The following is a 13,545-nucleotide window of genomic DNA, read 5'->3' on the forward strand; positions in this document are numbered from 1 at the left end:
TTGTCCACTACCCTTGAACAGTTGCGCGCCGGTCAGTTGGCCGGCGCGCAACGCCTGCGCCTGTCCTGCGGCTTGACGACTTTCCCAGTGGAAATTTTTGACCTGGCCGATACCCTGGAAATCCTCGATTTGTCGGGCAATGCGCTTTCTTCGCTGCCCGATGATTTGCCGCGTCTGCGCAAGCTGCGCATCCTCTTTTGCTCGGACAACCAGTTCACCACCTTGCCGCCCATGCTGGGTTCCTGCCTGTCACTGAGCATGATAGGCTTCAAGGCGAACCGGATTCATACGGTGCCGGCATCGTCCTTGCCACCGGGGCTGCGCTGGCTGACCCTGACCGACAATGCCATCGCAGCCTTGCCGGAAGAAATCGGCCGATGCGAGCAATTACAGAAACTGATGCTGGCCGGCAATCATTTAACTGATTTACCCGCATCGCTGGCCGCCTGCACGCAGCTGGAGCTGGTGCGCATCGCGGCGAATCGTTTCCTGGCGCTGCCCGATTGCCTGCTGTCGTTGCCGCGCCTGGGCTGGCTTGCCTATGCGGGCAATCCTTGCAGCGAAGCGCGCGAATCGGCTGCCCTGGCCAATGCGGCCATGCCAGCCATCGCCTGGACGGAACTGCAAATCGGCGCGCAATTGGGCGAGGGAGCCTCGGGCGTGATTTGCCGGGCGGCGCTGGACGAGGTGCAGCTTGCCGTGAAAGTGTTCAAGGGCAGCATGACCAGCGACGGCTTGCCGCGCAGCGAGATGGCCGCTTGTGTCAGCGCGGGAGCGCATGCCAGCCTGATCCCGATCCTGGGCACGCTTGACGGCCATCCGCAGGGCGCGCCGGGCCTGCTCATGCCCTTGATCGATCCGGCCTACCGCAACCTGGCGGGGCCGCCCAGCTTGGCTTCCTGCACGCGCGACGTGTATGCGCCAGATGCGTGCTTTACGCAGCGGCAGGTGCTGGCCATCGCGCACGGCATCGCCTCGGCCGTGCGGCAATTGCACGCCCATGGCATGACGCATGGCGACCTCTATGCCCACAATATCCTGCATGCGGGCGATGGCGCCTGCCTGCTGGGCGATTTTGGCGCCGCCTCCATGTTTGTGCCCGCCACCCGGCAAGCGGTCTGGCTGCAGGCGGTGGAGGCGCGCGCGTTTGGCGTCTTGCTCGACGAGTTGAGCGCGCGCTGTGTCCATCCCTTGCCCGCCTTGCTGGGCTTGCGCGACGCCTGCCTGGCCGATGAGCCGCTGCGGCGGCCCCGTTTTGAGCAGATCGAACCACTGCTGGCGGAATTGCGGCAGCCATAAAAAATGGCGCAGCCCTCGCAGGCTGCGCCATTTTTATTTCATTCTGATAACACTCAGCCTGGTATTTCTTTTTCCGGCAGGGCGATCTGGTTGTCGACGCTGAACTGGTAGTCCTTGAAGACGTGTTCAGCCGACAAGACCTGGTATTCGCCATTGTCGAGCTTATGCGTGGTGTCCTTCAGGCGGTAGGTGTAGTGGCCGCAGGTCCAGCAGTTGAAGTTGCGCATATGGGTGCACAAGCACGTCTTGTCCATCACGACGACGGTCTTTTGTTCCGGATGGGCTGCCACTTCGCGGTTGTACGAGTTGATGTAGGCGCAGTTGCCCGTCGCATCGAGCAGGTAGCCGTACGATTCGCAGCCGGGACGAATGCCGGCGCCGATGGCGGGCGTGTTCTTCAGCATGCGCATCGGATAGCCGGTGGGCGAGACGCCATTGACGATGATGTCTTCTTCCGAGGCCCGGTAGTATTCCTGCTTGACCTTGTGCGGCAAGCCGCACTCATGGGTGACGGTGAAGCGGGTGGCCACCTGCACGCCAGCGGCGCCTGCTTCCAGGAAAGACACGGCATCGCTGCCCGTGAAGATGCCGCCGGCGGCGATCAGCGGGATGTCCAGCTGCTCCGTTTTCAGGTAGGCGAGGATTTCCGCGGTAATCGTATGCAGGTCGTAGTTGGCCCAGTCCATGCCGAAGCCCAGGTGGCCACCGGCCAGCGGGCCTTCGACGATGACGAAGTCGGGCAGGCGGTCCAGCTTGGCATTCTTGCGCAGGAAAATTTGCAGGGCACGCACGGACGAGACGATGATGCCCAGCTTGGCATCGCGGAAACGCGGATGGTCGGCGATCAGGGCGAACGAACCGAAGTGCAGGCCGGCCGACAGGGTGATGCCGTCGATGCCCGCATCCAGCGCCGCGTTCAGGCGTACGCGCAAGGTTTCGCGCGGGCCATTCATGGTCAGCTTTTCCATGCAATTGACGAAGATCAAACCATCGCCTTTTTTGGCTTCCATGGTGCGGCCGATATGCAGCCGCTGCGCTTCCGCCAGGCGGCCCAGGTCGAACTGCACCACGGCCTTGTCGCTGTTATTGATGTTGAATTTGTATAGTTTCGTCTTGTCCTTGACGAAGGTGGTGTCGAAACGGCGATCCGACACGTCTTCCACCATGGCATCGGAAATATGGCCGATACCATTCAAGCGGGCCGCTTCCAGCGCCAGCTCCGACGTGGAAATATCCACACCCATTCCGCCTATCATGATGGGCACATATTCTTTTTTGCCAAATCGCAGGCGGAAATCATCAACACGTTTCATTGCTATCCTTAGACTACCGTGGTTATCACTGAGCCAGATGTACTGTCAGGCCCGCTGCCGTTCGGGCGTGCGGGCGCATGTCGCTGTGCACAGCCCCAATTCTACCCCAAGCGCTTGCGCTTACCGAGGCATTGCGCCGTTCTTGCGCCTGCCACCGTGCCGCTGCAGGGGCAGGCCGAACCGCGTTTAATCGCGGAAATTATTAAATTCCAGCGGCATGTCGGGCACGTCCTTGCGCAGCATCGCCATGGCCGCCTGCAGGTCGTCGCGCTTGGCGCCCGTGACGCGCACGGCTTCGCCCTGGATGCTCGCCTGTACTTTCATCTTGCTATCCTTGATGACGCGCACGATTTTCTTGGCGTCATCCGATTCGATGCCATTCTTGATCTTGATGACCTGCTTGACCTTGTCGCCGCCGATCTTCTTGATGTCGCCTTCGTCGAGGAAGCGCACATCGACCTTGCGTTTGGTCAATTTGTTCGTCAGCACGTCGCGCACCTGGCTGAGCTGGAATTCCGAATCCGCAAACGCGGTCAGTTCGTTTTCCTTGTGTTCGACGCGGGCGTCGCTGCCCTTGAAGTCGAAACGGGTCGTGATTTCCTTGTTGGATTGTTCGACTGCATTCTTGACTTCGATCATATCGGCTTCGGAGACTACATCAAATGACGGCATGGTCTGTTCCTTTTCTTGTTAAAGCGAGCGCGCGCTCGGCGCACTGGGCCTTGGCGGCTGATTCCGCGCCATGGGACGGCCCTGTTAAAGATGCGACATTTTAACGGACAACGGGCAAGTCGCCCTTGTCCTGAGGTGGTTTTTTGTCGCTTTCGCTCTATAATCGAGCAAAATTTCCCGATCCCATGTCTGCAGAGCTCACCATCGAACACAATTACTCCCTCCAGCACCTCAATACCTTCGGCATCACCGCCAGTGCGGCCGCGTATGTGCGCATCACCTCGCAGGCCGAATTGCAGGCAGCCCTGAACGATCCGGCCCTGTCCGCCATGCCGCGCCTGATCCTGGGCGGCGGCAGCAACATTGTCCTGACCGGCGATTTTCCCGGCGTGGTCCTGCATATGGCCACGCGCGGCATGCGCCTGGCGCAGGCCGATTTCGAGACGGTACTCGTCACGGCCGCGGCCGGCGAAAACTGGCACGATTTCGTGCAATGGACCCTGGCGCAGGGCGTGGGCGGGCTGGAAAACCTGTCCTTGATCCCGGGCACGGTGGGCGCGGCGCCTATCCAGAATATTGGCGCGTACGGCGTTGAAATCAAGGATTATCTGCATAGCGTGAGCGTCATGCACAGCGCCAGCGGCATCGTCTTCGACATGGACCGCGACGCTTGCCGTTTCGCCTACCGCGACAGTATCTTCAAGCAGGCCGACGGGCGCGAGCTGATCGTGCTGGAGGTGACGTTCGCCTTGCCGGCCCAGTGGCAGCCGAACCTGCGCTATGCGGAACTGGCGCAGGCCGTGGCCGAGCGCCATCTTGCCGAGCCGACGCCGCAACAGGTGGCCGAGACCGTGATGGCGATCCGCCGGCGAAAATTGCCGGACCCGGCCGTGATCGGCAATGCGGGCAGCTTCTTCAAGAATCCTGTGGTGTCACGGGAGCAATGTCTTGCTTTACTGGAACGTTTCCCCGCGTTGGTGCACCATGCGCAGCCCGATGGCACGGAAAAGCTGGCGGCCGGCTGGCTGATCGATCAGTGCGGCTGGAAGGGAAGGAACCTGGGGCCCGCGGGAGTGTATCCCAAGCAGGCGCTGGTCCTGGTGAATAATGGCGGCGCTCGTGGCGCGGACATTACCCGGCTGGCGGAAGCGATACAGGATGATGTAGAGGCGAAATATGGCGTGCGCCTGTCGCCCGAGCCTGTGTTTGTTTAATCAGCCGAAGTGGCAGACGTAGTCGACAGTTTCGATCGTCTCGATGTCAAAATAGCTATTGCCCGGGATTTTGAATTGCGTGCCCGGGCCATAGCTGTTCCACTCCGTCGCGTCGGCCAGGCGTACCTTGCACAGGCCGCCGACGATTTCCATGACTTCCGGCGCGCCCGTGTTGAAGCGCAGCGATGACGCGAAAATCACGCCCACGCTTTTCTTCGTGCCATCGGCAAAAATGACGTTGTGCGAGACGCATTTGCCGTCGAAGTAGATATTCGATTTCTTGACGACACTGACATTGTCCAGTTGTGTGCTCATGCTTCACTTTCCTTGGGGTTAAAAACTATTCACTGGCGTCATCGGCGCTCAGCACGCTGTTGCGCCCGCCGCGCTTGGCCGCATACAGGGCCTGGTCGGCGCGGTTGATCAATTGTTCCACCGTCGATTGTGGCGATGGCACGACGGTGGCCACGCCGATCGAGATGGTGACGATGCCGCTGCTCGCCGCCGGGTTTTCGATCTGCAAGCCTTCCAGGTGGCGCCGGCATGCTTCGGCGATCTGCAAGGCGCCCGCCAGTTCCGTTTCCGGCAAGATCAGCGCGAATTCCTCGCCGCCATAGCGGGCGGCCAGGTCGGCCGGGCGTTTCAAGTGCTCGGTCAGCACGGCCGCCACTTTTTTCAGGCACAGGTCGCCCGGCAGGTGGCCGAAATGGTCGTTATAGCTCTTGAAATAATCGATATCGCAAAACAGCAGGCTGAGCGGTGCTTTGTCGCGCTGGCTCCGCTGCCATTCGAGCTGCAGGGTTTCATCGAAGCGGCGGCGATTGGCGATGCCCGTCAAGCCATCGAGGGCGGCCAGTTTTTGCAATTCGATATTCGCGTCGGCCAGGTTTTTCTGACTTTCACGCAGGAAACGAAATGCCTGGTCGCGCTGCAGGCGGCTGATGTGGGCGCTGGAATGGTAGCGTATGCGCGCCAGCAGTTCCAGGCGGTCCGGCAGTTTCACCACGTAATCGTTGGCGCCGACGGCAAAGCTGTGCGCCTTGAGTTTCGGGTCATCCTTGGCCGACATCACGATCACCGGCACGTGCGCCAGCGCCTCGTTTTCGCGGTACAGCTTGATCAAGGCAAAACCGTCGATGCCCGGCATGACCAGGTCTTGCAGGATGACGGTGGGCCGCAGGCGCTGCGCCGTGTCCAGCGCCTGGTTGGCATCGGTAACATAGTGAAACTCGATATCCTGCTGGTCGCTCAGCATGCGCCGGATTGCCTCAGCAATGATCAGCTGGTCGTCCACCAGCAGGACGCTGACCTTGAATTCGGTCAATGCCGGTTCGTGCTGGATGTAGCTGGAGGAAAATTCTGGCATTGCATTCTTTTCAGATGTTAGGGGAGGGCTCCCACCCATTGTTGAGTTTGGCGCCCAGGCGGCTGCGCAGGCTGGCGCCTATTTTATCCAATGGCAGGATTTGCTGCGCCGCATCGAGTTCGGCTGCCGCGCGCGGCATGCCGTAGACGGCGCTGCTGGCCTGGTCTTGCGCGATGGTGGTCTTGCCTGCGCGGCGCATGGCCAGCAAGCCGTCGCCGCCATCGCGTCCCATGCCCGTAAGCAATACTCCGATGGCATCGCCGCGCCAGTGCTGTGCCACGCAGTTGAAGAAGACATCGACGGACGGGCGGTACACATAGTCGCGCGGAGCTGCATCGTAACCCAAACGATAATTTTGATCTAGCAGCAAGTGGTCATTCGTCTTGGCGATCAGCACCGTTCCAGCCACCAGTTCGTCGCCATCGGCGATCACGCGCACGGGCATGCTCAATTGGTCGTCCAGCCACTTCGCGAAGTGCGAGGCGAAGGTTTCATCGATATGCTGCACCACGACGATGGCGCAGCCGGGCGGCGGCGTCCAGCCGGACAGCACCTTGGCTACCGCTGACGGCCCGCCCGTCGAGGCGCCGATGGCCACCAGGGTCGATACCTGGCCCTCGCCCCGTTCGCCGCCATTGCCGTTCGCCAGGCGCGGTGGCGTCGCTTCCGTGCTGTGGCGTATCAGCTTGCCGATGGTCTTGATCTTGGCCAGCAGTTCGCTGTCGCCGCCCACCTGGCCCTGCAGCACGGGGGTGGCCGTGACGTCGAGCGCGCCCGCGCCCAGCGCGCGGAAGACCTGGTTGACATTGTCCTGCGGCCGGCCCGTGACCACCAGGATGGCGCACGGGCTTTGCTCCATGATCAGGCGCGTCGCCTCGACGCCATCCATCTCCGGCATGTTCAGGTCCATCAGGATCAGGTCGGGCCGGTTGGCCTCGCACATGCGCACCGCTTCGAGCCCCGTGCGGGCGATCCACAGCACCTGGTGTTCCTGCGTGCTGGCCACCACGCGGCGCAGCGCTTCGGCGGCCATGGCGACATCGTTGGCAATGGCAATTTTCATGAAGTCCGGCTCATAAGCGGGCATCTCCTATCAGGTCGGCCACCGCGTCGAGCAAGGTCTCGTCGTGGAAGCTGCCCTTGGTCAGATAATAGTCGGCGCCGGCGGACAGGCCGCGCGCGCGGTCTTCCGGGCGGTCCTTGTACGAGACGATCATCACCGGCAGCTTGTGCAGGTGCAGGTCCTTCTTGATCAGCGAAACGAGTTCGATGCCGTCCATGCGCGGCATGTCGACGTCGGTGATCACCAGGTCGTACTCGCCGCTGCGCACGACGTTCCAGCCGTCGATGCCGTCGATGGCCACGTCGACGTCGAAGCCGCGCGCCAGCAGCAGCTTGCGCTCCATTTCGCGCACCGTCAGCGAATCGTCGACCACCAGGATGCGCTTGGCGCGGCGCCGCTCGGCCTGGCCGGCCTGCGCCAGCTGGTGCAGGCCGCCTTCATGCAGCAGCTTGTCGATCGACAGCAGCAAATCGGGCACATCGAGGATCAGCACCGGTTCGCCGTCGTCGAGCAGGGCGGCGGCGGAAATGTCGCGCATCTTGCCGAAGATCGGGTCGATCGCCTGCACCGCCAGGCTTTGCTCGCCGCGGATGGCATCGACCACCAGCGCATAGCTTTGCTTGCCGCGCCCGATCACCACCACGGGCAGGTCGGTGGCGCCGGTATTCGCCTCGCCCAGCTCGAGCACCTGCGCGGCCGAGACCAGGCCCAGGTGTTCGCCCTTGAGTTCAAAGAACTGCTTGTTTTCCAAGGTATGGATGGCCGCCTGCGGCACGCGCACCACGCTTTCCACCTTGACGATGGGGATGGCGTAGGCCTCGCCCTGGATGTCGATCACCAGCGCGCGCACGATCGATTGCGTCAGCGGCAGGGTAATCAGGGCGCGAAAGCCGCGGCCCGGCTCGGACTCCAGGCGCACCGTGCCGTTTTGCTGGCGTATCGTCTCGTGCACGATGTCGAGGCCCACGCCGCGTCCGGACAACTGGTTGGCGGTGGCCTTCAGGCTGAAGGCGGGCAGGAACAAAAACTCCAGCAGTTCGCCCGGCGACAGCGCGGCGGCCATGGCGGGACTGGCCATCTTGCGCTCGATCACGGACTGGCGGATCTTTTCCAGGTCGACGCCGCGCCCGTCGTCGCTGATCTCGATGCTCAGCATGCCGGCGCGGTGGCGCGCTTCCATGCGGATGGTGCCCAGCGCCTCCTTGCCCGCCTCGATGCGCTCATACGCCCCTTCCATGCCATGGTCGATGGCGTTGCGCAGCATGTGGTTCAGCGGGCTTTCGATCTTTGCCAGGATGTCGCGGTCGACCAGCGTGTCCTCGCCGTCGATCTCCAGCTGCACTTCCTTGCCCAGGCTGCGCGCCAGGTCGCGCACCATGCGCGGAAACGCGTGGATGCCGTCGCGGAAAGGGCGCATGCGCAGCGCCAGCACTTCGTCGACCATGCCTTGCGAGACGGCCAGCAGGCGCCGTTCATAGGTTTCGATGTCGGCGATGTGCTCGAGCATGAACTGCTTCAGGGGCTGGGTCTTTTGCAGCGCCAGCAGGGACTTTTCCATCAGGCCCGCGTCGCCCGAGCGCGAAATGGCCTCGTGCAGGTGCTCGATGGCGGAAAACAGGCTGCTCTGGTTGCGCTTGAAGCGCTGCAGGGCGCCGATGAACGGATGCATCTGGTGCGCATTGATGCGCGATTCGCTGGCCAGCGACAGCAGTTTGTCGAAATTTTGCGCTGGCGCCTTGGCTGGCGCGCCGCCACGCGGCGCGGGCGCGGCGGCCGCCGATTCGGCTTCCTCGCCGGCCAGGCCGCTGGCCAGGGGAATTTGCTGTTCGGCAACTTCCGCCTGCCGTGGCGCCGCTACCGGCGCTGGCACCGGCAGCGCCGCCGCCGGCAGGGCCGGCAGCTCCGGCAGTTCGGCGATGCCGGCGATGGCGTTCAGGGTCTGCTCGATCTGTGCCGCGTTGGCGGCCAGCCAGGCTTCGGCGCCGGCGTCGTCGAGGCGCGACAGCTGCACGATCAGGTCCACGCCCGACAGCAGCACGTCGACCCGCTCCGGCGTGAGTTTCAGGCGCCCATGCTGGGCGGCGACAAAACTGTCTTCCATGCCGTGCGCCAGCTGCACCACCACCTGCAGGCCGACGATGGCGGCGGCGCCCTTGATCGAGTGCGCCGCGCGCATCATCGCCTCGACGGCCGCCGCGTCGCCCGCATGGCGCTCCATGGCCAGCAAGCCGTCGGTAAGGATCTGGGTCTGGCTGTCCGCCTCCATGCGGAACAGGTCCAGCATGGAAAAGGCACTCAGGTCGCCGTGCTGGTCCTGGCTCATCGTAATAGTCTCGCAAGTTGAAAGCCGATCAGCGCCGTATCGAGGCAGCCGATGCGCATGTCGCCCTCGGTGATCACGCCGGACAGGAAGCGCGACAGGCCCTTGTTGATGGTCGCGGCCGGCGCCTGCACGGCGCCCGAGGCGTAGCGCACGATGCCGTGCAGGTCGGCCACGGGCAGCGCGTAAGCCTGTTCTTCCCAGCGCATCAGCAGCAGGCGCGCAAACGTGTGGCGGCCGCGGGCCGCTGGCGCGCCCTGTTCGTCGATACCCAGCAGGTGGGCCAGCGACATGCATGGATACAGCTTGCCGCCGATATTGACGATGCCCGCCAGGCCCCGGCCGCTGCGGTGCGGCAGCACGTGCGGCCGGGCCTGCGGCGCCACGGAGTCGAACACGCGCGTGGGCAGCGCCAGCCATTCGCGGCCGATGCGGAACACCAGCGCCGAGCTGTCGCGCACTTCGCCGCCCGTGTCGAGCTGGCGGAAGTGGCTGGCCCAGTCGCGCTGGTAGTGTGCATCCACGGGGCGCTGCAGGTTGCGCTGGGCGGCGCCCGCATACACCTCGCAGTTGCGGCAATGCACGTTGGCCGGCAGTTTGGGACAGCTCTGGTCGCCGACCACGCCGATCCGGTTCCAGCAGTCGTCGATGGTTTCCAGAGTCTCGCTGGCGATGATGGTTGTCATGCGTGCCCCTTAGTTGGACGCCTGGCGGCGCTGGTAGATGCGCGCCGCGCGCGCCTTCAGCGTCACGGCGGCGGTATGGTTGCCATTGCGCTCGGCCAGCAGGGCCAGGTGGCACAGCGCCTCGTAATGGTCGGGCTGCAGGTAGATGCAGCGGCGCCAGTAGTCGTCGGCCAGGTCCATCTTGCCGGCCAGTTCGTTGATGATGCCCAGCATGAAATACGCTTCCGCCGTCTCGGGCGCGCGGGCCAGGTGGGCATGGCATTTTTCGCCCGCTTCGCGCAGCTGGCCGCGGTCGGCCAGCAGGCGCGCTTCGGCCAGCAAATCGGCTGGCGCGGCCGGTGCGGCCGGCGCCGGCGGCGATACGGACACGGGGCGGGCGCGCACCGGCGCTGGCGCCGCCGCGTTCGGCGTGCGCGCCGGGGCAGGGCGCGGGGGCTGCGGCACGCTGCGCAGGGCGCGTAACGGCGGCAGCGGCGCCACCTGGCTGGCGGCCGCCGGCGGCGTGCTGTCCTTCTTCAGGGCGAAGGCCTGGCGGAACTGCAGCGGCGCAAAGCCGTTCTGGCAGAACGACGGTACTTCCGCATAGCCTGCCAGCAGCATGCCGTCGTCGGCCAGCAGGGCGGACAGCTTGGCGATGGCGGCGCGCGTGGTGGGTTTGTCAAAATAAATCAGCAGGTTACGGCAGAAGATGACGTCGTAGTGGTGGCTGCAGCTGGCCGTATCGAACTGCAGCAGGTTGCCCTGCCTGAACGTGACCTGTGCGCGCAAGGCGTCGTGGATGCGGTAGGCATCGTCGGCCACGTGCGTGAAGTAGCGCTCGCGGAAGGCCACGTCCTGGGCGCGGAAGGCGTTGCGGCCGTAGATGCCGGCCTGCGCCCGCTCGATGCAGCCGGGACTGAGGTCGTAGGCGTCGATGCTGAACGCCTGTTTCGGCACGCCGCCGTCGCGCAGCGCCATGACCATCGAATACGGTTCCTCGCCGCCGGCGCAGGGAATCGACAGGATGCGCGTGGCGCGTCCCCGCGCCCAGCGTTCCTGCACCAGCGCGACGGTGGCGTAGAACGCCTGCGGGTCGCGGAACAGCCACGATTCGGGCACCACCACCAGTTCGATCAATTGCGTCATTTCCGCCGGCGTGAGGGCCTGCAGGTAGGCTGCGCTATCCGTAAAGCCCGTCTGCTCCATGCGCTGGCCGACAGCCCGTTCCGCTACCGATTTCGTGACCGACAGGCCGGTGGCGTGGCGCAGCAGTGCCTGCGCCGTCATGCCGCGCTCCCGCCCTGAAACAGCAGCGCGCGCACGTCCGGCGGCAGCAGCTGTTCCAGCGCCACCAGCTGCACGATGCCGTCGGCGTCGCTGGCCACCTGGCCCAGGAAGGGCGCCGTGGCCACGCCGCTGTCTTCAAACCTTTCCGCATCGATGTCGGCGATGCCGCGCACCTGCGAGGCCAGCAAGCCCAGCGCGTGCGTGCTCGCGCCGCCGGGCGCGCGGTAATCGACGATGACGATGCGCGTGTCGAACTGCGCGGCGGCGGGCGCCAGCCCGGCCAGGCGCGACAGGTCGATCACGGGCACGGGCACGCCGTGCAGGTCCATCAGGCCGGCCACGTAGTCTGGCGTGAGCGGCAACTGCTTCAGTTCCAGCAGCGGCAGCACGCGCACGATGGCGGCCAGGGGCAGGCCGTAGCGGTCGCGTCCGATATGAAAGACCAGTACTTTCATGGGATCAGATGGTCACGGCAAAGGTCGATACGCTCGACTGCAGGTCGCCCGCCGCATATTGCAGCTGGTGCACCGCCTCGCTGGTGGCTTTCAAGGATTCCACCGTCTGCTGGGTGGCGTCATTGAGCTGCATCATGGTGTCGGAAATCTGCGAGGCGCCGATCGCCTGCGACTGCATGCCTTGCAGCACGGCGTCGAACTGCGGCGTGAGTTTCTGCACCTGGTCCATCACGGACGAGAGCTGCTCGGCCACTTGCCGCACCTCGCCCACGCTGCGGCGAATTTCTTCCGAGAATTTATCCATGCCCATCACGCTGGCCGACACGGCCGATTGCATTTCCTTCAGCATTTGCTCGATATCCCAGGTGGACACGGAGGTCTGGTCGGCCAGGCGGCGGATTTCGGTGGCCACGACGGAGAAGCCGCGGCCCGCCTCGCCCGCCTTTTCCGCCTCGATGGCGGCGTTCAGCGACAGGATGTTGGTCTGGTCGGCTACTTTCGTGATGGTGATCAGCACGCTGTTGATATTGCTGGCCTTTTCCGACAGGGCCGCCAGCTTGGCGTTGATGGAGTCGGTGGCCGAGACCATGTGCTGCATGGTCGAATCCATGCGTTTGAGGTTGTTTTGCGCTTCGGCCGTGGCATTCGTCGTGTAATCGGCCACGGCGGTGGCGTCTTCCATGGTTTTGAGCAACTGGCTCGTATTGGCCGAGATTTCCTTGGTGGTGCTGAGAATTTCCACGCTGGTTTGCGCCTGCTCAATGCCGGTGGCTTCCTGCTGGCGCGCCGAGGCGGCGATTTCCGTGGCGGACGTCGTCACCTGGATGCCGGCCTTTTGTACATTGTTGAGCAGGCTGCGCAGGTTTTCGAACATCTTCGCCAGGCCGTTGCCCAGCTGGCCGATGGCATCGCTGCCCGTGATGGCGACCTTGCCCGTCAGGTCGCCCGAGGCCGCCTTGGATACCACTTCCAGCAGCGAATCGACCTTGGCGCGCAGGGTGTTCGTGGCGGCCAGTTCATTGGCCTGGTTGTCCTGGATGGTTTGCGCCATGCGGTTGAATTCTTCCGTTACCTTGCCCAGTTCGTCGCGCGAAATGATGGCGGCGCGCGCGCCTTGTTCTCCGGCGGCGATGCGGCCGACGGCGTCCGTCAGGTTGTTCAGCGGGCCGAGGATGGAGCGGCCCAGCAGGTAGGCGATGCCCAGCGCCAGCACCACGCACAGCAAGCCGCCCAGCGCCAGGGTCAGCAGCATGGTTTCCTGCAGCCTGGCCGTGGTGGCCGTGCGTTCGGCCAGCAAACGGCTTTCTTCGGCCGCCACTTCGTCGAGCAGCTTGTTCGCTTGCGCGACGGCGGGGTAGCCGGATGGCGGCATGGTGCGCGCCACCGCTTCCGTGGCGCCCGGGCCATTGCCCAGCGCGCGGCGCTTTTCGATCAGCGGATTGATCCAGTCCTTGACCCAGGTCGTGGTCAGCTGGTCGATCTTGCGGAAGCGTTCAGACTGCACCTTGTTGTCGACCGTCATGGCGATCGCCTTTTGCGTATGCTGGCTCAACACGCCTGTTTCATCTGTTTCCGGCGTCAGCGAGGCTTCATTGCCGGTCAGGATGTAGCCGCGCACTTCCACCTGGATTTGCAGGATGGAATTGTGGATCTTGTCGATCTCGACCAGCACGTCCATCGTATGCCGGTCCCATGCATTGGCCTCCGACAGGCGCGAAAAACTGTTGTAGGCGACACCCAGCAGTATCAGGATGATGGCCACGATCGAGCCGAAGCCCAGGTACAGTTTATTCTTGATACTCAGGTCTTTGAACATGGTGGCTCCGGAAGCGGGAAGTTTTCGACTAAGAGCGCCTAACAGAACCGTAGCGAGCGGCAGCGAGTTGCGGCT

Annotated in this window: 12 protein-coding genes; 2 read left to right on the forward strand and 10 right to left on the reverse strand. The window is 63.9% G+C overall.

Going from position 1 to position 13,545, the window contains the following annotated elements:
- Complete coding sequence (locus AC3RCJ_RS08880) at positions 1–1,299, forward strand: protein kinase (RefSeq protein WP_492965085.1); 1,299 nt, start codon at positions 1–3, stop codon at positions 1,297–1,299.
- Positions 1,300–1,352: 53 nt separating this feature from the next.
- Here AC3RCJ_RS08880 and AC3RCJ_RS08885 read toward each other — a convergent pair whose 3' ends face one another.
- Together AC3RCJ_RS08885 and AC3RCJ_RS08890 are read right to left on the reverse strand one after the other, a co-directional pair.
- Complete coding sequence (locus AC3RCJ_RS08885) at positions 1,353–2,612, reverse strand: nitronate monooxygenase (RefSeq protein WP_492965086.1); 1,260 nt, start codon at positions 2,610–2,612, stop codon at positions 1,353–1,355.
- 186 nt (positions 2,613–2,798) lie between these two features.
- Positions 2,799–3,284, reverse strand: coding sequence for a YajQ family cyclic di-GMP-binding protein (locus AC3RCJ_RS08890; protein ID WP_131378971.1), 486 nt, complete (start codon positions 3,282–3,284; stop codon positions 2,799–2,801).
- Positions 3,285–3,469: 185 nt separating this feature from the next.
- Between AC3RCJ_RS08890 and murB the strand changes: the two genes are divergently transcribed.
- On the forward strand, positions 3,470–4,498 hold the full coding sequence (gene murB / locus AC3RCJ_RS08895; RefSeq protein ID WP_492965087.1) for a UDP-N-acetylmuramate dehydrogenase: 1,029 nt from the start codon (positions 3,470–3,472) through the stop codon (positions 4,496–4,498).
- Here murB and ppnP read toward each other — a convergent pair whose 3' ends face one another.
- Genes ppnP through AC3RCJ_RS08935 form a run of 8 tightly spaced genes read right to left on the reverse strand, consistent with a single transcriptional unit; the run spans position 4,499 to position 13,470 of the window.
- The gene (gene ppnP / locus AC3RCJ_RS08900; protein ID WP_492965088.1) at positions 4,499–4,813 is read right to left on the reverse strand and encodes a pyrimidine/purine nucleoside phosphorylase; all 315 of its coding nucleotides are present in this window, start codon (positions 4,811–4,813) and stop codon (positions 4,499–4,501) included.
- A gap of 25 nt (positions 4,814–4,838) precedes the next feature.
- The gene (locus AC3RCJ_RS08905; RefSeq protein ID WP_492965089.1) at positions 4,839–5,864 is read right to left on the reverse strand and encodes a diguanylate cyclase; all 1,026 of its coding nucleotides are present in this window, start codon (positions 5,862–5,864) and stop codon (positions 4,839–4,841) included.
- Between the two features lie 10 nt (positions 5,865–5,874).
- Positions 5,875–6,927 carry a chemotaxis-specific protein-glutamate methyltransferase CheB gene (gene cheB, locus AC3RCJ_RS08910; RefSeq protein ID WP_492965090.1) on the reverse strand — a complete coding sequence of 351 codons (1,053 nt, stop codon included), beginning with the start codon at positions 6,925–6,927 and terminating at the stop codon, positions 5,875–5,877.
- Positions 6,928–6,937: 10 nt separating this feature from the next.
- Positions 6,938–9,250: a hybrid sensor histidine kinase/response regulator gene (locus tag AC3RCJ_RS08915; protein WP_492965091.1), complete on the reverse strand. Its 2,313-nt coding sequence runs from the start codon at positions 9,248–9,250 to the stop codon at positions 6,938–6,940.
- Positions 9,247–9,933 (reverse strand): chemotaxis protein CheW, encoded by a 687-nt coding sequence (locus AC3RCJ_RS08920; RefSeq protein ID WP_492965092.1) that lies wholly within the window; start codon positions 9,931–9,933, stop codon positions 9,247–9,249. Before AC3RCJ_RS08920 ends, AC3RCJ_RS08915 begins: the two co-directional genes overlap by 4 nt.
- A 9-nt stretch (positions 9,934–9,942) precedes the next feature.
- Positions 9,943–11,199: a CheR family methyltransferase gene (locus tag AC3RCJ_RS08925; RefSeq protein ID WP_492965389.1), complete on the reverse strand. Its 1,257-nt coding sequence runs from the start codon at positions 11,197–11,199 to the stop codon at positions 9,943–9,945.
- Entirely contained in the window at positions 11,196–11,654 is a 459-nt protein-coding gene (locus tag AC3RCJ_RS08930) for a chemotaxis protein CheW (protein WP_492963885.1), read from the reverse strand. Before AC3RCJ_RS08930 ends, AC3RCJ_RS08925 begins: the two co-directional genes overlap by 4 nt.
- 4 nt (positions 11,655–11,658) lie before the next feature.
- Entirely contained in the window at positions 11,659–13,470 is a 1,812-nt protein-coding gene (locus tag AC3RCJ_RS08935) for a methyl-accepting chemotaxis protein (protein ID WP_492963883.1), read from the reverse strand.
- Positions 13,471–13,545: the final 75 nt, after the last annotated feature.

It is taken from the genome of Janthinobacterium sp. GW822-FHT07H11, assembly GCF_058798615.1.

Bases quoted from the DNA above. Each gene is read 5' to 3' on its own strand.
- AC3RCJ_RS08885 (WP_492965086.1), bottom strand. From the start codon at position 2,612: ATGAAACGTGTTGATGATTTCCGCCTGCGATTTGGCAAAAAAGAATAT.
- AC3RCJ_RS08890 (WP_131378971.1), bottom strand. From the start codon at position 3,284: ATGCCGTCATTTGATGTAGTCTCCGAAGCCGATATGATCGAAGTCAAG.
- murB (WP_492965087.1), top strand. From the start codon at position 3,470: ATGTCTGCAGAGCTCACCATCGAACACAATTACTCCCTCCAGCACCTC.
- ppnP (WP_492965088.1), bottom strand. From the start codon at position 4,813: ATGAGCACACAACTGGACAATGTCAGTGTCGTCAAGAAATCGAATATC.
- AC3RCJ_RS08905 (WP_492965089.1), bottom strand. From the start codon at position 5,864: ATGCCAGAATTTTCCTCCAGCTACATCCAGCACGAACCGGCATTGACC.
- cheB (WP_492965090.1), bottom strand. From the start codon at position 6,927: ATGAAAATTGCCATTGCCAACGATGTCGCCATGGCCGCCGAAGCGCTG.
- AC3RCJ_RS08915 (WP_492965091.1), bottom strand. From the start codon at position 9,250: ATGAGCCAGGACCAGCACGGCGACCTGAGTGCCTTTTCCATGCTGGAC.
- AC3RCJ_RS08920 (WP_492965092.1), bottom strand. From the start codon at position 9,933: ATGACAACCATCATCGCCAGCGAGACTCTGGAAACCATCGACGACTGC.
- AC3RCJ_RS08925 (WP_492965389.1), bottom strand. From the start codon at position 11,199: ATGACGGCGCAGGCACTGCTGCGCCACGCCACCGGCCTGTCGGTCACG.
- AC3RCJ_RS08930 (WP_492963885.1), bottom strand. From the start codon at position 11,654: ATGAAAGTACTGGTCTTTCATATCGGACGCGACCGCTACGGCCTGCCC.
- AC3RCJ_RS08935 (WP_492963883.1), bottom strand. From the start codon at position 13,470: ATGTTCAAAGACCTGAGTATCAAGAATAAACTGTACCTGGGCTTCGGC.